This is a genomic window from Rhodococcus sp. NPDC076796 (genome assembly GCF_040702765.1).
GTDB lineage: Bacteria > Actinomycetota > Actinomycetes > Mycobacteriales > Mycobacteriaceae > Rhodococcoides.
This window is the reverse complement of sequence record NZ_JBFBMS010000003.1, coordinates 184248-205299: the sequence shown is the minus strand read 5'-3', so window position 1 is coordinate 205299 and position 21052 is coordinate 184248. Positions and strand designations below refer to the sequence as shown.

Here is a 21052-nt window from a genome sequence, read left to right as displayed (position 1 = left end):
GCCTTTCGAATCCGAACTCAGGCTGCGGACTCCACGATCACCGGGTTCGCCGGTGCACCGTCCTCGGAGCCACCGGTGACCCCGCCCGCCGCGATGGCGTCGAGGGTTTGCAGACCGGTGTCCGTGATGGTGCCGAACACGGTGTACTGCGGTGGCAGCACCGAGTCCGCGTACACCAGGAAGAACTGGCTGCCGTTGGTGTCGGGGCCTGCATTGGCCATGGCCAACGTTCCGCGCGGGTAGACCACCGGGTTCTGGGCCTGCGCCGGATCGTCGGTGTACGCGGTGGTGGGGTACTCGTTGGCGAAGGTGTATCCCGGTCCGCCTCGACCGGACCCGGACGGGTCACCGCACTGCAGTACCTCGAGGCCCGGTGACGTCGTCAGTCGGTGACAGGGTGAGCCGTCGAAGTATCCCTGTTGGACGAGGCTGACGACACTGTTGACCGTGCACGGTGCAGGCGTCCGGTCGAGTGTGATGCCGATCGGACCCGCAGTGGTGGACAACGTCACATCTATGTTGCCGTACACGTCGACGTTGTCGGTCGCAGGTGCGTCGACCTCCGTGACGGCCGGAGACTCCTCCGGATACGAGCAGGACACCGTATCGGTCGTCGGCTGCGGCACAGGCGGCAACGCCCCGAAACGGGACAGATCGAGTGCAGGCCGAGGCGCGGGTGCTTCGGTCGTCGTGGTCGTCGACGTTGTGGTGGTCGGTGCAGCAGCCGGTTCGGCCGAACCGGAACACCCCGCGAGTACCAGCGCGGCGGCCGAGACCGCGATCGTCAGAGCCGAGGTGCGATTCACAGGTCGCTCAACATGGACGTGATGTCTACCGGTTCGGCGGGGGCTCCGTCGGAAGCGCCGCCTTGCGCTCCCTTGGCCGCAATGGCGTCGAGGGTGGCGAGTCCGGTCTCGTCGATGGTGCCGAACGCGGTGTAGGCGGGCGGCAGTTCGGAATCGCCGTAGACGAGGAAGAACTGGCTGCCGTTGGTACCCGGGCCTGCGTTGGCCATGGCCAACGTTCCGCGTGGGTAGGCGATGGGGGTCTGTGCAGCGGGGTCGCCCTCGGCAAACGTGTCGGTGGGGAATTCGTCGGCGAACTGGTAGCCCGGTCCGCCGGAGCCGGTGCCGGTTGGATCGCCGCACTGCAGAACCTGCAGGCCCGCGCCCGTGGTGAGTCGATGGCAGGTGGTGCCGTCGAAGTAGCCCTGATTGGCGAGCGAGACGAAACTGTTGACCGTGCACGGAGACTCGGGATTGTTCAGCGTCAGCCCGATGTTCCCGGCAGACGTGGTCATGCTGTAGCTCAGCGGCTCGTCGCTGGTGGGTACGTTGTCGGTGCGCGGGGGAGTGTTCGGCTTGGCCGCCGGTTGCTCTGCGGCAGGGTAGGAGCAGTTCACCGTCTCGGGCAGTGGCTCGGTGCGCCCCGCCGCGATGATCGAATCGGCTGGCGCCGACGTGGTCGACTCCTGGGCGGTACTCGCGTCGTCGTCACCGCGGGTCACCACGAACACGACCGAGACGACGGCCACGACCGCGACGACGCCGAGAATGGAACCGGCGATCGTCAATTGCTTACGACGACGCGCTCGCTCGGCGCGGCGTACGAGTTGGCGTTCGAGCTTTCGTTTGGCAGCCTCGCGCCGTTGCTCGTTGCTGGGCAATTCGTGTTCCTCCCGCTTGTCGAAAAACGACCTCGCCCGCTCGCTGCACGGACCGATCGTGTGGTATTCGGCCGAGAATCGGCCAACGCGAGTTTGCCATCACTGCCTGAGAGCATGCTGGGGGGACCCGGCGAGAGCGGCACCACTAAGCTTGCTCGGTACTTCGGCCTCAGCCTTTAGGAGCGTTTGTCTTGCTCGTCACCGGATTCCCCGCAGGCATGTTCCAGACGAACTGTTACATCCTGGCCCAGGACGACGCGTCGGAGTGCGTCGTCGTCGATCCCGGTCAGGACGCCGCGGATCCGCTGATCGACTTCCTGACGCAGTCCTCGCTCACCCCCACCGCAGTACTGCTCACGCACGGTCATCTGGACCACACGTGGTCGGTGGAGCCGATCTGCGCAAAGTACGGCATCCCGGCGTACATCGCACCCGAGGACCGCTACATGCTGGCCGATCCGATCAAGGGAACGGGCCCGACGCTGGCGGCGGTACTGGGCGACCTCGAGTTCCACGAACCGGCCGAGGTGATCGAGCTCACGGACGGTCTACGGCTCGAACTCGCCGGAATCGAGTTCACGGTGGTGCACACCCCCGGGCACACCCAGGGATCGGTGGTGTTCCTCGCCCACGCCGACGGGCCCGACGGCTCGGTTCCGTTGGCCCTGACCGGGGACACCCTGTTCGCGGGATCGATCGGGCGCTCCGATCTGCCCGGCGGCGATCACGATCAACTGCTGCGGTCCATCGCGACTCGGCTGCTCCCGCTGAGCGACGACACGGTGGTGCTCCCGGGGCACGGCGGACAGAGTTCGATCGGCCAGGAGCGCGGGTCCAACCCGTTCCTCGTTGGACTCACCGACCCCGAGCAAGGAAAGCTGTGAGCGTGAGCAAGCAGACCGCCTTTTCCGCGCCCAAGGGCATTCCCGATTACTTCCCGCCCAACTCGGCCGAGTTCGTCGCCGTACGCGAAGGGTTGCTCGACGCAGCCCGCAACGCCGGCTACGGCCACATCGAACTGCCGATCTTCGAGGACACCGGCCTGTTCGCCCGCGGGGTCGGGGAGTCGACCGATGTGGTGAGCAAGGAGATGTATACCTTCTCCGATCGCGGAGACCGATCGGTGACACTGCGACCCGAAGGCACCGCCGGAGTCATGCGCGCGGTGATCGAGCACGGATTGGATCGGGGAGCGCTGCCGGTCAAGTTGGCCTACGCCGGTCCGTTCTTCCGCTACGAACGCCCGCAGGCCGGCCGATACCGCCAGCTGCAGCAGGTGGGTGTCGAGGCGATCGGCGTCGACGACCCGGCGCTGGACGCCGAGGTCATCGCCGTGGCCGACGCCGGTTTCCGGGCCCTCGGGCTCACCGGGTTCCGGCTCGAGATCACCTCGCTCGGCGACGACACCTGCCGCCCGCAGTACCGAGAGCTGTTGCAGCAGTTCCTGTTCGCGCTTCCCCTCGACGAGGACACTCGTCGACGCGCCGAGATCAACCCGCTGCGGGTGCTCGACGACAAGCGACCCGAGGTGCGCGCGATGACTGCGGACGCACCGCTGATGCTCGATCACCTCTCCGATTCGGCGAAGGAACACTTCGACGAAGTGCTGGCATACCTGGACGTGATGAACGTTCCGTATCTCGTGAACCCGCGGATGGTGCGCGGCCTCGACTATTACACCAAGACGACGTTCGAATTCGTGCACGACGGGCTCGGCGCACAATCGGGCATCGGCGGCGGCGGCCGCTACGACGGTTTGATGGAACAGTTAGGCGGGCAGGCGCTCTCCGGAATCGGGTTCGGCCTGGGCGTCGATCGCACGGTGCTGGCCCTTGCCGCCGAAGGCAAGACCGCGGGCGCGACGTCGCGATGCCAGGTCTTCGGTGTTCCGATGGGAGCAGGTGCCAAGCTGGCGGTCGTAGACATCGCGGCTCAGCTACGCGAACGAGGAATAGCCGTGGACATGGCCTACGGAAATCGCGGGATCAAGGGTGCCATGAAGGCCGCCGACCGATCCGGAGCGCGGTTCGCGTTGGTGCTCGGCGATCAGGAACTGGCTGCGGAATCGGTTCTGGTGAAGGATCTTTCGAACGGCGAGCAGGACACCGTTCCGATGGCCGACGTGGTCGACGCCCTCGGAGCGCGCCTTGCCCAGTGAGTCCCGGTCCGGTGACTCTCGGTCCAACGCGGGGCCGGTAGCGCTCGACCTGGTCTCGGTGGAGTTCCTGGCACCGCGCCTGCGCAAGATCATGGTCGGGTCGGCCGCGATCGGGATCGTTCTCGCCGTCGTCCTGGCGCTGTTCGTGCCGGTGTGGGTTGCAGTTCTGGTCGGGGTGATCGTCGGCGGTCCCGCCGTACTGTCGGGTTGGCTGGGTCTGCGCCGACGGGTATGGCTCGACGGTCCGCAACTGTGCGCGCGAGGGTTGCGCACTCGCCGGCTGAAGATGCCGGAGGTGGTGACGGCCGAACTGACGATTCGGACGGCCGGAATCGATCAGATCTCGCTACGGCTCTACGACGGGCGTACGCATATCGTGGTTGCGCTTGCGCTGTACACCAGGAACGGGGGCCGGGAACTGCCGATCCTTGCGTTACGGACTCTCGCCGACTCGCTGTGGACCACCGAGTTGGTGCCTGCCGCGGCGATCGCATCGGTGCTGGTGGATCAACTGCGCGCCGAGGCGCGCGACGCCGGACTCGACCAACGGCCGCTCTATCGCGCCGTCGAACTCGTCCGTAGCAAGGGACGAACTCCGCAGGCGACACTGACCGACCGTGAGGTCGCCCAGCTGCTCGAATGAGCAGGATCAGGTGACCAGGAATGCGTCGAGCACGACGGCTTCGGCCGAGCGAGATCCGGACGTGACGACGAGCGCTCGGTTGAGATAGGTGAACTTCGGGACCGCCGTCGCCACGCGGAGGGTGCCGCGGAAGTAGTACGTGGCAGGGTCCACCTCACGCTCGGGATCGTTGAGGGCTTCGATGACCTCGGCCGGCCCGAACTGAACTCCGCGGTAGTCGAGCGAGAGATAACCGCCGGTCGCCAGTTCGAGAACGAGGTCGCTGCTGAACTCGGTGCATCCGTCGGGTCGCGTCACGCTGACGACGGTCGACCCGGCTGCGAGGGTGCCCTCGATGTCGGGGCCGGGTGCTGCGCCGCCGAGCACGGTGGTGACCACCCGCTCACCGGCGGGCACCGTGCCGATCTCGATGCCCGGTCCGAGTGTGAGGCCGAGGCGGAGAATGGGCTCGAGGGTCGGTGTGTTCGGGGCGGTCACGGCGGTGCACTCCTAGGATCGACTGGGGGCCTACGCTATCGCCTTCCGGTGACCACACCCGAGCGGGGATCGTCAGGGACGAGTCGGCCTTGACACGACATAGAACAAATGTTCGACTGTGTGCATGCGATGGGCCGGTCAGACTCTCGACGCCGCGGACGACGGGGCGCTACCGGGGCTCGAGCGATCGGGGCTGGTCCGCAGCGTGCAGACACCCGAGTTCGAGGGCATCACCTTCCACGAGGTGCTGTGCAAGAGCGCCCTGAACGAAGTGCCGAGCGAATCGCAGGTGCCCTTCTCGTGGACCGTCAACCCGATGCGTGGGTGCTCGCATGCATGTCGATACTGCTTCGCCCGCCCGACGCACGAATATCTGGACCTGGACTCCGGCAACGATTTCGACTCGCAGATCGTCGTCAAGACCAACGTCGCTGCGGTACTGCGCAAGGAACTCGCGCGCCGGTCGTGGAAGCGCGAGCCGGTGGCGCTCGGCACCAACACCGACCCCTATCAGCGCGCGGAGGGTCGATATCGGTTGATGCCGGGGATCATTCGAGCGTTGACCGAATCCGGGACGCCGTTCTCGATTCTCACCAAGGGCACACTGCTTCGACGCGATCTGCCGTTGCTGACATTGGCCGCGCAGCAGGTGGAGGTGCAGGTGAGCATCAGCCTGGCCATTCACGACGCCGACCTGCAGAAGCAGCTCGAGCCCGGGACCCCCAGTCCGCGAGCACGATTGGATCTCGTTCGTGCGGTCCGCGACGCGGGCCTGAACTGCGGCGTTCTGGTGGCACCGGTTATTCCGTTTCTCACCGACGGGGCCAAGCAATTGGACGGCCTCATCGGTGCCCTGGCCGAGGCAGGTGCGACAACCGTGACGGCGCTGCCGATGCATCTGCGTTCGAGCACCAAGGACTGGTACATGAGCTGGCTGGTGAAGGAACACCCCTCATTGGTGCGTCGATACCGCCAGCTCTACGGACACGGGGCGTACGTGACCCCTGAGTACAAGCAGTGGCTGAAAGCGAGAATCGATCCGCTGCTCGACACCTACGGGTTCGCCGCAGAGCAGACCCGCTCGCTGCCCGCGAACGAGCCTGCCGAACCCCGAGAACTGGTGACCTCGGGGCCGGCTCTGACCCTGTTCTGATCGGTGCCGGTTCAGGGATTGTCGAGGTCGCGTGCCGAGAACGTGTCGCAGGCCGCCACCTGTCCGGTCTCGTAGCCCGCGGTGAACCATGCCTGGCGCTGCGCAGAAGACCCGTGCGTCCAGCCCTCGGGGTTGACGCTGCCGGTGGATGCCTGCTGAATGCGGTCGTCGCCCACCGACGACGCTGCCGAGAGGGCGTCGTTGATGTCGGCCGTGGTCAGCGGCTCGAGGAACGGAACACCGGTGTCCGGATCGACCGTGTCGGCCGCGTAGTGCGCCCAGATTCCCGCGTAGCAGTCGGCCTGCAACTCCACCTTGACGCCACCGGACTCGGGTCCCTGCGGATCGGCCTGCGCGCGGCCGATGTCGCCCAGTTGGTTCTGCAGGTGGTGGCCGACCTCGTGCGCCACCACGTACTCCTGCGCCAATGGGCCGCCGCTGGAACCGAACTGGTCGACGAGAACCTGGAAGAAGCTCGTGTCGAAGTACGCCGTGGAATCGGCCGGGCAGTAGAACGGCCCGACGGCGCTGGTGGCGTTGCCGCAGCCGGTGTTCGTTGCTCCCGAGAACAGATTCACGCCGGGCTGAACGTAGGCGACGCCGGTCTGAGCTTGGAGCTGAGATTCCCAGACGGTGTCCAGACTTCCTACGGTGAAGTCGATTCGGCAGTCGACGTTGCTGTTCGCGTCTGCGACGTCACAATCGAGCGTTCCCGACGTCCCGGAGTCGTTCTGCCCCGCAGAGCTGTCGCCGCCGCTGATCTGGTTCAGGATTGCTCCAGGGTCGCCGCCGAACAGCAGAGCAAGGACGATGATGACCAGGCCGCCCGCGCCGCCACCGATCGCCAACTTGCCACGTCCGCCACCCCCGCTGCCGCCGACGGAGACTCGACCCCGCTCCATCCGCGAACCTTCTCTGAAGGTCATGCCCGAGTTCCTCTCCGCCGAGCCCCCACCTGTGGCGAGAACACAAATCGCTGCTGTCGGCCATAGCTTCGCATGCCGCGTCGCGATCTCGTTTCCTTCTACGGTGATGTGCTCCGTAGGATCGGTGAGCGAAGAACACGATCAGCGGATTTTTCTCGAAAGGACACCCGTGCTGCGCACCCACCTCGCCGGCTCATTACGCCCCGAGCACGTCGACCGAACCGTGACGCTGACGGGATGGGTGGCCCGCCGACGCGATCACGGCGGCGTCATCTTCATCGATCTTCGCGACGCGTCCGGTGTGTCCCAGGTCGTCTTCCGCGAGGGAGCAGCACTCGAGCAGGCCCACCGCCTGCGCGCCGAATACGTCGTGAAGGTGACCGGCAAGGTCGAGGGCCGCCCCGAAGGCAATGCCAACTACGAGATCCCGACCGGTGCGATCGAGGTCGAGGCCTCCGAGATCGAGGTCCTGTCCGAGGCCGCGCCGCTGCCGTTCCAGCTCGACGATCAGCCGGGCGAAGAAGCGCGTCTGAAGTACCGCTACCTCGATCTGCGTCGCGAGGGACCGGGGCGAGCCATTCGCCTGCGCTCGCACGTCAACGCGGCCGCCCGTTCGGTGCTCGCGCACCACGAGTTCGTCGAGGTCGAGACTCCGACGCTCACGCGATCCACTCCCGAGGGTGCCCGCGACTTCCTGGTGCCTGCGAGGTTGCAGCCGGGTAGCTTCTACGCGCTGCCGCAGAGCCCGCAGCTGTTCAAGCAGCTGCTGATGGTCGGCGGTATCGAGCGGTACTACCAGATTGCCCGGTGCTACCGAGACGAGGATTTCCGCGCCGACCGTCAGCCGGAGTTCACTCAGCTCGACGTCGAGATGAGCTTCGTCACCCAGGACGACGTCATCCTGCTGGCCGAGGAGATCCTGGCGTCGCTGTGGAAGCTCGTCGGGCACCACTTCACGGCTCCGATTCCACGGATCACCTACGCCGAGTCGATGCGTCGCTACGGTTCGGACAAGCCCGATCTCCGCTTCGACATCGAACTGGTCGAATGCACGGACTTCTTCTCCGAGACCACGTTCCGTGTGTTCCAGGCCCCGTACGTCGGTGCGGTCGTGATGCCCGGTGGCGCGAGCCAGCCCCGCAAGCAGTTGGACCGGTGGCAGGAGTTCGCCAAGCAGCGCGGCCACAAGGGTCTCGCGTACGTTCTCGTCGGTGAGGACGGCACGTTGGGTGGCCCGGTTGCCAAGAACCTGACCGACGCCGAGCGCGACGGCCTCGCCGCACATGTCGGTGCGAACAACGGCGATGCGATCTTCTTCTCCGCGGGCCCGATCAAGGCATCACGTGGATTGCTCGGTGCGGTGCGCGGCGAGATCGCCCGCAAGCTCGACCTGATCGACCCGAAGGCATGGGCGTTCGTGTGGGTCGTCGACGCTCCGCTGTTCGAGCCCACGTCCGACGCCACGGCCAGTGGTGACGTGGCCGTCGGATCCGGTGCGTGGACTGCCGTGCACCACGCCTTCACGTCGCCGAAGCCGGAGTCGATGGATACGTTCGACACCGACCCCGGATCTGCGCTGGCCTACGCCTACGACATCGTCTGCAACGGCAACGAGATCGGCGGCGGCAGTATTCGTATCCACCGCAAGGACATTCAGGAACGGGTGTTCGCGATCATGGGTATCGGCAAGGAAGAAGCTCAGGAGAAGTTCGGCTTCCTTCTCGATGCCTTCTCCTACGGCGCACCGCCGCACGGCGGCATCGCGTTCGGCTGGGATCGCATCACGGCGCTGCTTGCCGGAGTCGATTCCATCCGTGAGGTCATCGCATTCCCCAAGTCCGGTGGCGGCATCGACCCGTTGACCGACGCGCCGGCACCGATCACCCCGCAGCAGCGTAAGGAATCGGGCGTCGACTTCAAGCCGGAGAAGAAGGAAGAGTCTCCGGCCGAGGCCTAGAAGGTTCGAAAGCGACTGTCCCCGTAGCGCTGTGCGCTACGGGGACAGTTCGTCTGTGTCGAGCAGCTCAGCGTGCGGGGGACAGCGGCCCACCGGTAAGCACGCGGTAGGCGTAGTTGGTGGCGATCACCGAGATCGGGATGGTGACGAGCAGACCGAGACCGCACAGCAGCGCACCGACGATGTTGATCGCGGCCAGCAGCAGCAGGAGCAGCAGCAAGGGGCCGAAGTTCTTCACGGTCAGGTCGACACTGGACTTGATCGATTCGATCGCCGTCTGGTTGCGATCGATCAGGAACGTCAGTGCGAAGTTCGCGAGGAAGCCGATCACGATCAGAAGGACCGTTCCGAGGAACGGGATGAAACTGAACACCACGCTGACGACGGTCCAGATCAACGCGAGGATCGCGATCTGACCGACGTTGGTGAGCTGGAAGAACCGCCCGAACGACGGCTTCTGTGGCGCGCCGGTCTCGTCCAGCGCCCCCCGAACGTAGGCGGCGTTGACGAAATACGACGCGAAGGTGGCGATGGCCGTCATGACGAGGGCCACCCCGGACGTCGTGGTAGTGAACGCCGTGTCACCGCTGTCGGCCGCTGCCATTGCTGCGGTGAACGTCGACGCGAAGACCAGTACGACACCGATGACGCTGACCACCCACACGATGGCGGTGATTCCGATCCACGGTCCCGCATTGGCCTTGAACTTGTCGAAGCTGTAGCTCAGCGCGGCACCGACCTCGAGGCGGCCGGGGTTCGGCCCCAGCGGAGCCTGACCGTAGCCCTGGTTGCCGTAGTTTCCGTAGTTGCCGGGCGGCGGCGGGTACGCCCCGGGCGGCGGTGGATAGCTGCCGGGTGCGCCACCCTGCGGCGGATAGTTCCCGGGCGGGGGTGGGTAGCCACCGGGAGGCGGGTAGCCGCCCTGCGGTGAGTAGTTGCCCTGGGGTGGGTAGTTGCCCTGGGGTGGGTAGTTTCCCTGGGGTGGGTAGTTTCCGGGCGGAGGTGGGTATCCACCGGGAGGCGGGTAACCGCCCTGCGGTGGGTAGTTGCCCTGCGGCGGATAGTTCCCGGGCGGGGGTGGGTAGCCACCTCCTGGAGGCGGCGGGGTGTTTCCCGTGTTCGACGGGGGAGTGTTCGGCGTTTCGGGGCGGTCGGGATCGGATCCCTCGCCGGGACGCGGTTCGTCGTTTGAATTGTCGCTCACGTCGTTCTCCTGGTCTGTGGTCGGGAGGAGTGGGGTACTTCAGGGCACCGAAGGCCGTGGAACACCGGAACGCAGACGAGCGGGCCTCCGCCGAACTACGGAGGTCCGCTCGTGCGTGGACGGGTTGTTACGAGACGCTGACGACCTGGGTTCCGCCGGCGAGCTCGTCGTGCTTGCCCTGCTTGGTGGGGCTCGAGTTGATGGTCACCGCAATGAAGATGTACGCCACGATCACCAGGAAAGCGCCGATGAACGGCACGATGTTGAGTAGAAGGAAGGCATTGCGCTTGGCCGCCTCCGCCTGAGTGGGCAATCCGCCCGCTGCGCCGAGGGTGCGCAGGCCGAGGAGCTGCTTGCCCACGGTCTGGCCGCGGGAGGACTCGAGCAGCGTGAAATACGCGAAGCCGAGGAGGGCGGACGCGAGACCCATCAGGAATGTTCCGAAGAACCCGCTGGGCAAGATCAAGAACAGGATGATCTGGACGAGAGCGAGAAAGAGTCCGTCCAGGAAGCGGGCCGCGAACCGTGATCCGAGGCTGCCGGGCTGCGCGCCGCCGGGCAGCTGCGAACCCATTCCGAATGCCGCGTTGCCGCCGACCGGCGGCGGTGGGTAGTTGCCCGGGGGTGGGTAGTTGCCGGGCGGCGGGTAACCGGACGCTGGATTCGTGGGGTACTGGGGTTGGTTCGGATCGGAGCCGTACTGCGGTCCGTTGGGTGGATTGTCGCTCACGAGATTCCCTTTGGTTGCAAAGTGTGGCGTGCGTCGAACGAATACTCGATTCTCGCTGAGCGAACCGCACCACGAAGAGGGTGTCAAGCACTACGCGCCCGCCCGGTCGGCACATTTCGGACACGATTCCTCGCCGAGCGCACCGAGCCCGGTCCTACTAGGGTTGGGTGTTCTACCCATACCGGGACTATCACGAGGGGCTCGCCGTGGGCATCAAGGTTGCACTCGAACACCGCACCAGCTACAAATTCGACCGCACCGTCAAGATCTTTCCGCACGAGATTCGGCTGCGACCGGCACCGCACTCGCGTACTCCCATCGAGGCGTACTCGCTGAAGATCGAACCGGCCGAGCATTTCGTCAACTGGCAGCAGGACGTGTTCGGAAACTTCCTTGCTCGGGTGGTCTTCCCCGAGCGAACCGACCACCTGTCGATCACCGTCGGACTCGTCGCGGACATGGCGTCGATCAACCCCCTCGACTTCTTCGTGGAGGAGTGGGCCGAGCACTTCGGCTTCGCGTACGAGGAGCACGACCTTCCCGACCTCGAGCCGTACCTGCGCCCGGTGGACGAGGGCAAGGCCGGATCCGGACCGGGCCCGGTGGTCTCGGCCTGGGTGGAGAAGCTGCAGGCAGCCGTCGTCGAACGCGGAGAGTCGTTGCGCACCATCGATTTCCTCGTGATGGCAAACCAAGCCGTCATGGGGGACGTCGGGTATTCCGTGCGCATGGAACCCGGAGTGCAGACCCCTGATCTGACCCTGACGTCCGCCGTCGGGTCGTGCCGCGACTCGGCGTGGTTGCTGGTGTCGGTACTGCGTCAGATGGGTCTGGCAGCGCGCTTCGTCTCGGGTTACCTGGTCCAGTTGTCCTCCGACGTCAAGTCGTTGGACGGTCCGTCCGGGCCGGTGGAGGATTTCACCGATCTCCACGCCTGGACCGAGGTCTATCTTCCCGGTGCGGGGTGGGTCGGGATGGATCCGACCTCGGGCCTGTTCGCCGGCGAAGGCCACATTCCACTGTCGGCGACGCCGCACCCCTCGACTGCCGCAGCCATCTCCGGTGCGACGAGCAAGTGCAAGGCCGAACTCGACTTCTCGAACACCGTCGTCCGCGTCCACGAGGACCCGCGAACGACGTTGCCCTACACCGCCGAACAGTGGGAGTCGATCAAGGCGACAGCCGAGAAGATCGACAAGCGGATGCTCGATCAGGACATACGGTTGACCGTCGGCGGTGAGCCCACCTTCGTCGCGATCGAGAATCAGGAAGCGCCCGAGTGGAACACCACGGCCGATGGCCCACACAAGCGCAAGCTGGCAAGTGTGCTCGCCGAACGGCTCCGGACCATCTACGCACCCGACGGTCTGGTGCAGCGCAGCCAGGGCAAGTGGTACCCGGGCGAGCCGCTGCCGCGGTGGCAGGTGGGATTGTTCTGGCGCACCGACGGTCAAGCCCTGTGGCACGACTCAGACCTAATCGCCGATCCCTGGTTGGCGGAGGACCTGCGCCCGGAACCGGTCGACAACTCGGCGTCGCAGGAACTGATCGACGAGTTGGTCAAGGCGCTCGGACTGCCTGCCTCACAAGCGCGTCCCGCCTACGAGGACCCGTTGGTGAAACTGTTGGACCTGGTTCGCCAGCCCTACGGTGACCCGCCCGCCGACGACGAGGACCTCGAACCGGGAGCCGATTCCGCGGACGCCAGAAAACAACTGCTCGAACGGCTCGATGCCAGTACCGACGAGCCTGCCGCATTCGTGCTGCCCATCTCGCGGACCGAGGACGGGTCCGGCTGGGAGAGCTCGGACTGGAAGTTGCGCCGTGGCCGAATAGTGTTGCTGGAAGGCGATTCTCCCGCGGGTCTGCGTTTGCCGCTCCGGGCGATCTCCTGGGACGGCGGACCGGTCGAGAACCCGGCCGACCCCACCGCTCCCAAGCCGGATCTGCCCACACCGCAGCTGACGCAGCAACCGCCGCGTGCGGTGAACCCGGCCGAGTCGCGGTACGCGCAGCTGGTGAACGAGACGTCCGGTGTGGGCGGAACCGCCGTCACCGCGCTGGTCGCCGAGGTCCGTGACGGCGTCCTGCACGTGTTCATGCCCCCGATGGATCGGTTGGACGATTTCGTCGACCTCGTCTCACGCGTCGAGAAGGCGGCCTCGACCATCGACACCCCCGTCGTGATCGAGGGATACGGCCCGCCTTCGGATCCGCGTATCCAAACCCTCACCGTCACACCGGATCCCGGTGTGATCGAGGTCAACGTGCAACCGACCTCCTCGTGGGCCGAACAGAACGACCTGATGGAGCGTCTCTACCTCGAGGCTCGCCAGTCCCGGTTGAGCACCGAAGGATTCGACAACGACGGCACCACCCGCGGAACCGGCGGCGGCAACCACATCACTCTCGGCGGCGTGACGCCTGTCGATTCACCCGTTCTGCGTCGACCGGACCTGCTGGTGTCGCTGCTCACTCACTGGCAGCGCCACCCGTCGCTGTCGTACCTGTTCTCGGGCCGCTTCATCGGCACCACGTCGCAGGCACCTCGCGCCGACGAGGGCCGGGAGGAATCGCTCTACGAACTCGAGGTCGCATTCAGTGAGATCGAGCGACTGACCGGGGCCGACCGATCGGCGTCGCCCTGGGTCGTCGACCGAGCGCTGCGGCACCTGCTCACCGACATCACCGGCAACACGCACCGCGCCGAGTTCTGCATCGACAAGCTCTACAGTCCCGACTCCACTCGCGGCCGACTGGGACTGCTCGAACTGCGTGGGTTCGAGATGCCGCCGCACCATCAGATGGCGATGGTGCAGTCACTGCTCGTGCGATCGATGGTCTCGCGGTTCTGGGACACCCCGCTGAAAGCACCTCTCATCCGGCACGGTGCCAACCTGCACGGTCGGTACATGTTGCCGCACTTCGTCATCAACGATATCGGTCGTGTCGTCGAGGACCTCCGTGAGCACGGCATCGATTTCGACACCAGTTGGCTCGATCCGTTCACCGAGTTCAGGTTCCCCCGAATCGGTACCACCGTGGTCGGTGACGCCGAGATCGAATTGCGGGGTGCCATCGAGCCCTGGAACACCCTCGGCGAAGAATCGACGTCCTCGGGCACCGCGCGTTACGTGGACTCCTCGGTGGAGCGAATTCAGGTTCAGGTCGCCGGAGCGGATGCGGGCCGATACATGGTGACGTGCAACGGGGTGCCGGTGCCGATGTTGCGCACCGAGCGTCAGGACGTTCAGGTCGCCGGTGTGCGCTACCGCGCCTGGCAGCCGCCGAGTGCTCTGCACCCGACGATCGAGGTACAGAGTCCACTGCGTTTCGATCTGGTGGAAATGCAGACCGGACGCGCAGTCGGTGGGTGCTCGTACCACGTCGTGCATCCGGGCGGACGTTCGTACGAGGGGCCTCCCGTCAACTCGGTGGAAGCCGAAGCACGCCGCAACGGCCGCTTCGAGGAGGGTGGGTTCACCTCGGGGAAGGTGGACGTAGCAAGATTGCTCGAGATGCACGCGCGCCAAGCGATCGATGTGTCCGCGCCCGGCATGCTCGACCTGCGCCGGACCGGAGTCATCACGTCCTGACGCGCGACTGCACAGGAGAACGAGTCGACCGGTAGCGATCTCGGTCCGACGCGTATCGGGCGGTTCCGCGGGTAGCGGAGCCGTTCGGCGGCGGAGTGTGATCGACCGACGGAAGGAACAACGGCTCGATGGTGCCCGTGGATACCACCCTGAGTGGAGCCGGCAGGAACGAAGATGTCTCTGGTGGAGCCGGCAGGAACGAAGATGTCTCTGGTGGAGCCGGCAGGAACGAAGATGTTTCGAGTGGAGCCGGGTCGTCGTGGCTCGCGTATCGCGGTCGACGCGAGGCCGTGACCGGTCGCGTCGATCGGTTCGACGAGATGCTCGACGCCGACGACGCCGTCCGCCCGCATTGGGCGGAGTTGGTCGACGGCTTGCGTGAGGCCGGCTCCGGTGCCATGCAGACGTTGCAGTCGCGGGTGAGCCGTCTGGTCGACGACCATGGCATCACGTACAACCCGATTCCGTCGGGTGGCAGCGAAGCGCTACCCAGTGCTGTTCGGTGGGGGTTGGACAGTGTTCCGTTGGTTGTCGCGGCCGACGAGTGGGATCGTCTGGAAGCCGGTTTGGTTCAGCGGTCGATGCTGCTCGATGCGGTGCTCACCGACATCTACGGGGCCCAGGAAACCGTTCGTCGGGGGTTGATTCCGCCGGAGTTGGTCTTCGGCAACCCGGGTTATCTGCGGACGGCGCACGCGATCACCATTCCGGGGCCGCATCAGCTGTTCATGCATGCCGCCGATGTCGCGCGAGGTTCCGACGGCGAGTTCCGGGTCATCGCCGACCGCACGCAGGCACCGTCGGGAGTGGGGTACGCGCTCGCCGATCGGCGAGTGATGTCGCGCGCGATGCCCGAGTTGTTCCAGGCGAGCAATCCCAGGCCGCTCTCGACGTTCGCTCGCGCGGTGCGGCTGGCGCTTCGCGATGCGGCACCCGCATCGGCCGAGAATCCGGTCGTGGTGGTGCTCAGTCCAGGTTCGCATTCCGAGACGGCATTCGATCAGGCCTATCTCGCAACGGTTCTCGGCTTTCCCCTGGTGGAGAATGCCGATCTCGTGGTCCGTGACGGCTGTCTGTGGATGCGGTCGCTCGGCACGCTGCGCCGGGTGGATGTGGTGCTGCGCCGAGTCGACGCCGAGTTCGCCGACCCACTCGATCTACGCCCGGATTCGCACCTGGGTGTCGTCGGTCTGGTCGAGGTGCTGCGGCGCGGGGCCGTGAGCGTGGTGAACACCCTCGGTAGCGGTGTGCTCGAGAACCAGGCTCTGCTTCCGTTGCTTCCGGCGTTGAGCCGTGGCCTGCTGGACGAGGATCTGATTCTCGGTTCGGTACAGACCTACTGGGGCGGCGACCCGACTCAGCTCTCGCACATCGGTAGCCGGATGCGTTCGCTGGTGCTGCGGTCGACCACCTCGCGTCGCACGGTGGTGGGGCACGACCTCACCGACGTCGCAGCCAGGGAGCTGTGGAATCGAATCGTTGCCGAGCCCTGGAAGTGGACCGGGCAGGAAGTTCCCGAGTTCTCGTTGGCTCCGGTCGGTTCGTCGATGGACGGCGGGTCGGGTTCGCAGTTGTCGGTGGCCCCCGCACAGGTGGGGATGCGGCTGTTCACGGTTGCGCAGCGGGGCGGTTACACACCGATGCGCGGCGGTCTGGGGCAGGTGGTGCTCACCGCACCGGTCACCGATCCGCTCATCACGGTGGCGTCGAAGGACGTATGGGTCAAGTCGGTGGAACGGGTCACCCCGGCCGACTCTGCGCCGCACACCCCGCCCGCCACGGTGGAGGAGTTGCCGCAGTACGCCGCGTCCAACGTCGATGTCGTCAGCTCCCCGCGTGTGCTCGGCGACCTGTTCTGGTTCGGCCGCTACAGCGAACGCGCCGAGGACATGACTCGATTGCTCATCGCTGCGCGCGAACGCAATCAGGACTACCGCTCGATGCCGTGGCTCGAAGGCAGTGACAGTCTGCCGATCCTTCTCGAAGCGGTCACGAAGGTCTCGCGCACCTGGCCGGGATTTCTCGACGAGAAGAACCGCGGCGACGCGACCGTGGAAATGCGCTCGTTGATGCTCTCGACGGGACGTATGGGGTCGCTGGCGCAATCGGTGGACCGGATGCAGCAAGCGGCGCGCGCGGTGCGCGACCAGCTCTCGAACGACACCTGGGCGGTTCTGAACCGGATCGACACCGCACTCGAGGAGTTGGCCGAGTCGCCGGTTCACAACGGCGCGCAACTGGCGTCGTCGCAGTCGAGTGTGTTGCGTGGTCTGCTCGCGCTGGCCGGCTTGGCGTCGGAGTCGATGGTGCGAGACGCGGGCTGGTACCTGATGGACGCCGGTAAACGTATCGAGCGCGGTCTGCAGCTGACTTCGCTGCTCTCGGCCACACTGAGCCACGCTCTCACTCCGTCCACCGAACAGGCGGTCATCGATTCGGTGTTGTCCGCAGCCGAGTCCTCGGTGATCTACCGCAGACGCAACAGTGGGCGCGCGCGCCCGGCAGCCGTCGCGCAGCTGTTGCTGTTCGACGAGGGCAACCCTCGAGCGTTGGTCTACCAGCTCGATCGGCTTCGGGACGACCTTGGTTCTTTGCCCGATGCATCGGGTACGTCGCGGCCCGAGCAGCTCGTGGAGCAGATGCGGGTGCGGTTGCGGCGGGTCGACCCGGGGGATCTGGAATCGGTCGACGCGAACGGTCGACGGGTGGAGTTGCTCGAGCTGGTGGACGGCATTCACGACTCGCTCGAGGAACTGTCTCGCGTCGTCCTCGCCACGCACATGTCGTTGCCCGGTGGCACGCAGCCGCTGTGGGGCAGCTCGAACGTCCGAACTGCGAACGGGGTGCGGTGATGAGTCGTCGGTACCGAATCAAGCACATCACCACCTACACGTACTCCGACCGCGTGACTTCGTCCTACGGGCGCGGATTCCTCGCGCCGCGCGACATGGACGGGCAGCACTGCGTGGAGAAGTCGGTCACGGTGGAGCCGGCACCCACCGATCAATCCTTCGGCGTGGACGTCTACGGCAACGAGGATGTGTACTTCCACGTGACGCACGACCACGAGAAGTTGGTGGTGACGGCGGATTCGCTGGTGGAGGTGTATCCGCGCCCGGCGGACGAGACCACGTCATGGCCGGCGACGGCATCCTGGGAGTCCGCTCGGATGGCGCTGTTCGGCGCGAACGTGCCAGCGGAACCGGCCCGTGCGTCGGCTGTGGAGTTCGCTCTGGATCTGCCGACCCCGGAGATCACCGACGAGGTACGCGCCTACGCTGCACCCAGCTTCTGGCCGGGTCGTCCCCTCGCGGACGTCATCGTCGATCTGACGCATCGGATCTTCACCGATTTCCGCTATCTCTCCGGCTCGACGACGGTCTCGACCACTGTGGTCGACGTGCTCGCCGCGCGATCGGGAGTGTGTCAGGACTTCGCCCGGCTGGCCATCGCGTGTCTGCGGTCCCAGGGTCTCGCGGCGCGGTACGTCTCGGGTTATCTCGCAACCGAACCTCCGCCGGGTAAGGAGCGGATGATCGGGGTCGACGCGACCCACGCGTGGGCTGCGGTGTGGATGCCGAACGATCGCTGGCTCGCCTTCGATCCCACTAACGATCAGCTGGTCGACGAGCGGTACGCAACCGTGGCGTGGGGACGCGACTACGCCGACGTACCTCCACTGCGAGGGGTGATCTACACCGAGGCGGAGGAGAGCACCATCGCCGTTTCCGTGGACGTTGCACCGCAGTAGCGAACCCGGCATAATTCGATGGCTCGGGGCGAACCGACCACCTGGTCGAATCTGGGGATGTGAACCGACGAATGCCGCAAAGCGGGCAATCGTGTCTCATTCGTAGTCGTCGACACAGCACAGCAGAACGCAGCGAACGGGTAGCTTGGATATCGATGACCGCAACACTGGCAGACCCTGTATCAGAGGTAGTAGCAGCAGCTCAGCGACTCCTCACCAAACGCACCGGAGCTCCGGTGACGTTGATCGACCCGGTGAATCTGGGGGGTAGCGGCCAAGCGGTCGTATTGCGAGTCCGAGTCTCCGAGAACCCTTTTCAGCTGCCCCGCACCCTGGTGATCAAGCAGGTTCGCGACCTGCCTGCCGAATCCGAACTGCACGGCGAGCTCGCCGACATCTCGGGCAAGAGCGCCTTCCTGCGCGAGGCAGCGTCGTACCAGTTCGCCAACGCTCTGGCCACGGACAGCAGGCCCGGACCCGAGCTGCACGCCTACGATCTCGATGCCCGGCTGTTGGTGCTCAGCGATCTCGGCGACGCCAGTCCCATCACCACTCTGCTGCGCAACTCGGACGAAGCCGCGGTGACCAATTCCCTGATGGCCATGGCCCAGGCGCTCGGCCGCATGCACGCCGCCACCGTCGGCCGCGAGGACGACTTCGCCGCTCTGTTGCGGCGGGTGGGGCAACCCGACTCCACCGACGGGATCTCCGCCCAGATACCCGACGCGCTCGCCGAGGTTCCCGGCCTGTTGACCGATCTCCTCGGCGTCGAAACGACCCCGGATGCGATTCTCGATCGCGTCTCTCGCAGCGGTCGACTGTTCGCGCACGGAGCTTTTCGCGCCTTCAGCCCGTCCGACCTGTGCCCCGACAACATCATCGTCAACGACGAGGGCGTACGGTTCCTCGATTACGAGTGGGGCGGATTTCGTGACGCCACCCTCGACATCACCTATGCGTTGGCGTCGTTCCCCGGTTGTCTGTGCAGCTTCGAACTCTCGCACGATCGCGAGCAGGCGATGATCGACGCGTGGCGCGCGGAAGTGGTGGGCATCTGGCCGGCGTTGGCCGACGACACCACGCTGGCGAGCAAGATCCTCGACGCACGTCTGATCTGGGTATGGCTGAGCACCTATTGGTTCCTGCCCGACGACCACACTCGCATCGCAGCGGCGCGTGCTCACCATCTGTCCGTTCCGCGGTCGCAGGCACTGATCTCGCGGTGGGCGTCGTTGGCGGACAGTGCTGCGCGCGTCGGCGAGACCGGTATCGCCGAATACGCAACATCGGTCGGCACTGCTCTGCGCACCAAGTGGGACCGGTAGCCACGACGTCGTTCGCATTTTCCACAGCGCGATCGGTAGCGTTCGACCGGTGAGCGGCGGCATCGGCAGTGATATCTCGGGGAGCGACGAGTTCGGCGACGACGGACTCTTCGACACGCCTGCGGCGCCGGAGGCGACGATCGCCGAGTCCCGTCCGACGTCCACCTACATCAGGCCCGATGCACCGCTGGCGGTGCGAATGCGTCCGACGACCCTCGACGAGGTGGTCGGGCAGTCTCATCTGTTGGCTCCCGGCGCACCGCTGCGCCGGCTGGTCGAGGGCTCCGGCGCATCCTCGGTGATGCTCTACGGTCCACCGGGAACCGGCAAGACGACGCTGGCGTCGCTGATCTCGGGGGCGACCGGGCGCAAGTTCGAGGCGCTGTCGGCCCTGTCGGCCGGTGTCAAGGAAGTGCGCAACGTCATCGAACTGGCGCGACGCCGACTGCTCTCGGGCGAGCAGACGGTGCTGTTCATCGACGAGGTGCACCGGTTCTCCAAGACGCAGCAGGATGCACTGCTCGCTGCCGTCGAGAATCGGATCGTGTTGTTGGTGGCAGCGACCACCGAAAACCCGTCGTTCTCGGTGGTCTCTCCGCTGCTGTCCCGATCGTTGGTTCTGCAGTTGCAGCCGCTGGGATCAGATGACATCGAGTTGTTGCTCACTCGCGCCGCCAACGATCCGCGCGGCCTGGACGGTGCGGTGACCATCGCCGAGGACGCAATGGATCACCTGGTGCGTCTCGCGGCCGGTGACGCCCGCCGAGCGCTGACCGCCCTCGAGGCGGCAGCGGGCGCCGCAACCGACGGAACGTTGGACCTCGCGACCGTCGAGGCCAGTGTCGACAAGGCCGCCGTGCGGTACGACCGCGACGGAGATCAGCACTACGACGTCATCAGTGCGTTCATCAAGTCGATCCGAGGATCCGACGTCGACGCCGCCCTGCACTATCTGGCGCGGATGATCACGGCAGGCGAGGACGCGCGGTTCATCGCGCGGCGTCTGGTGGTGCACGCCAGCGAGGACATCGGGATGGCCGATCCCACCGCGCTGCAGACCGCGACGGCCGCTGCCAGCGCGGTGCAGATGATCGGGATGCCCGAGGCGCGGTTGGCGCTGGCGCAGGCCACGATCCACCTGGCGACGGCGCCCAAGTCCGGGGCGGTGATCAGCGCACTCGGTGCGGCGATGGCCGACGTGGCTGCAGGCAAGTCGGGATCGGTGCCGCCGCATCTACGCGACGGCCACTACAAGGGAGCGCAGGGACTGGGAAACGCCGTCGGGTATCGGTACCCGCACAGCAGTCCGGGCGGCGTGCTGGGGCAGCAGTATCCGCCGGACGAGCTGGTGGGCGTGAACTACTACGAGCCCACCGAACACGGTGCCGAGCGCGAAATCGCGACCAGGGTGGGGAAACTGCGACGCATCATCCGAGGCCGATAGGCCCTCGAGTCGGCACAGGGTC

At 66.0% G+C, this 21052-nt stretch carries 16 protein-coding genes; 10 read left to right on the top strand and 6 right to left on the bottom strand.

Annotated features, from left to right (window positions below):
- Positions 1-17: 17 nt before the first annotated feature.
- Positions 18-806, bottom strand: coding sequence for a peptidylprolyl isomerase (locus tag AB0366_RS11125; protein ID WP_366243999.1), 789 nt, complete (start codon positions 804-806; stop codon positions 18-20).
- On the bottom strand, positions 803-1666 hold the full coding sequence (locus AB0366_RS11120; RefSeq protein WP_366243998.1) for a peptidylprolyl isomerase: 864 nt from the start codon (positions 1664-1666) through the stop codon (positions 803-805). Before AB0366_RS11120 ends, AB0366_RS11125 begins: the two co-directional genes overlap by 4 nt.
- A 191-nt stretch (positions 1667-1857) precedes the next feature.
- On the opposite strand from AB0366_RS11120, the gene AB0366_RS11115 reads away from it, so the two are divergent.
- Genes AB0366_RS11115 through AB0366_RS11105 form a run of 3 tightly spaced genes read left to right on the top strand, consistent with a single transcriptional unit; the run spans position 1858 to position 4467 of the window.
- Positions 1858-2550, top strand: a complete 693-nt coding sequence (locus AB0366_RS11115; protein ID WP_128645681.1) for an MBL fold metallo-hydrolase — start codon at positions 1858-1860, stop codon at positions 2548-2550.
- A gap of 2 nt (positions 2551-2552) precedes the next feature.
- On the top strand, positions 2553-3824 hold the full coding sequence (hisS, locus tag AB0366_RS11110; RefSeq protein WP_121869970.1) for a histidine--tRNA ligase: 1272 nt from the start codon (positions 2553-2555) through the stop codon (positions 3822-3824).
- The gene (locus AB0366_RS11105) at positions 3814-4467 is read left to right on the top strand and encodes a hypothetical protein (RefSeq protein WP_121869969.1); all 654 of its coding nucleotides are present in this window, start codon (positions 3814-3816) and stop codon (positions 4465-4467) included. The genes hisS and AB0366_RS11105 overlap by 11 nt, the downstream gene beginning before the upstream one ends.
- 6 nt (positions 4468-4473) lie before the next feature.
- Here the strand turns inward: AB0366_RS11105 and AB0366_RS11100 are convergent, their stop codons facing one another.
- Positions 4474-4944, bottom strand: coding sequence for a DUF3237 domain-containing protein (locus tag AB0366_RS11100; RefSeq protein WP_366243997.1), 471 nt, complete (start codon positions 4942-4944; stop codon positions 4474-4476).
- A gap of 124 nt (positions 4945-5068) precedes the next feature.
- Between AB0366_RS11100 and AB0366_RS11095 the strand changes: the two genes are divergently transcribed.
- Positions 5069-6097, top strand: coding sequence for an Rv2578c family radical SAM protein (locus tag AB0366_RS11095; RefSeq protein WP_366243996.1), 1029 nt, complete (start codon positions 5069-5071; stop codon positions 6095-6097).
- Positions 6098-6108: 11 nt separating this feature from the next.
- Here AB0366_RS11095 and AB0366_RS11090 read toward each other — a convergent pair whose 3' ends face one another.
- On the bottom strand, positions 6109-7023 hold the full coding sequence (locus AB0366_RS11090) for a neutral zinc metallopeptidase (protein ID WP_366243995.1): 915 nt from the start codon (positions 7021-7023) through the stop codon (positions 6109-6111).
- Between the two features lie 169 nt (positions 7024-7192).
- Between AB0366_RS11090 and aspS the strand changes: the two genes are divergently transcribed.
- Positions 7193-8980: an aspartate--tRNA ligase gene (gene aspS / locus AB0366_RS11085; RefSeq protein ID WP_366244406.1), complete on the top strand. Its 1788-nt coding sequence runs from the start codon at positions 7193-7195 to the stop codon at positions 8978-8980.
- Positions 8981-9047: 67 nt separating this feature from the next.
- On the opposite strand, the gene AB0366_RS11080 is transcribed toward aspS, so the two are convergent.
- Together AB0366_RS11080 and AB0366_RS11075 are read right to left on the bottom strand one after the other, a co-directional pair.
- Positions 9048-10184, bottom strand: a complete 1137-nt coding sequence (locus tag AB0366_RS11080; RefSeq protein ID WP_366243994.1) for a hypothetical protein — start codon at positions 10182-10184, stop codon at positions 9048-9050.
- 127 nt (positions 10185-10311) lie between these two features.
- Positions 10312-10914 (bottom strand): RDD family protein, encoded by a 603-nt coding sequence (locus AB0366_RS11075; protein ID WP_366243993.1) that lies wholly within the window; start codon positions 10912-10914, stop codon positions 10312-10314.
- A gap of 206 nt (positions 10915-11120) precedes the next feature.
- Here AB0366_RS11075 and AB0366_RS11070 point away from each other — a divergent pair, with 206 nt between their 5' ends.
- The 5 genes from AB0366_RS11070 (at position 11121) to AB0366_RS11050 (ending at position 21030) form a co-directional block, all read left to right on the top strand.
- The gene (locus tag AB0366_RS11070; RefSeq protein WP_366244405.1) at positions 11121-14510 is read left to right on the top strand and encodes a transglutaminase family protein; all 3390 of its coding nucleotides are present in this window, start codon (positions 11121-11123) and stop codon (positions 14508-14510) included.
- Between the two features lie 290 nt (positions 14511-14800).
- Positions 14801-17362 carry a circularly permuted type 2 ATP-grasp protein gene (locus AB0366_RS11065; protein WP_366243992.1) on the top strand — a complete coding sequence of 854 codons (2562 nt, stop codon included), beginning with the start codon at positions 14801-14803 and terminating at the stop codon, positions 17360-17362.
- Complete coding sequence (locus AB0366_RS11060; RefSeq protein WP_366243991.1) at positions 17362-18261, top strand: transglutaminase family protein; 900 nt, start codon at positions 17362-17364, stop codon at positions 18259-18261. Before AB0366_RS11065 ends, AB0366_RS11060 begins: the two co-directional genes overlap by 1 nt.
- A gap of 155 nt (positions 18262-18416) precedes the next feature.
- Positions 18417-19586 carry a kinase gene (locus AB0366_RS11055; protein ID WP_366243990.1) on the top strand — a complete coding sequence of 390 codons (1170 nt, stop codon included), beginning with the start codon at positions 18417-18419 and terminating at the stop codon, positions 19584-19586.
- Positions 19587-19635: 49 nt separating this feature from the next.
- A complete protein-coding gene (locus AB0366_RS11050) occupies positions 19636-21030 on the top strand; it encodes a replication-associated recombination protein A (RefSeq protein WP_366243989.1) in 1395 nt (464 codons plus the stop codon).
- Positions 21031-21052: the final 22 nt, after the last annotated feature.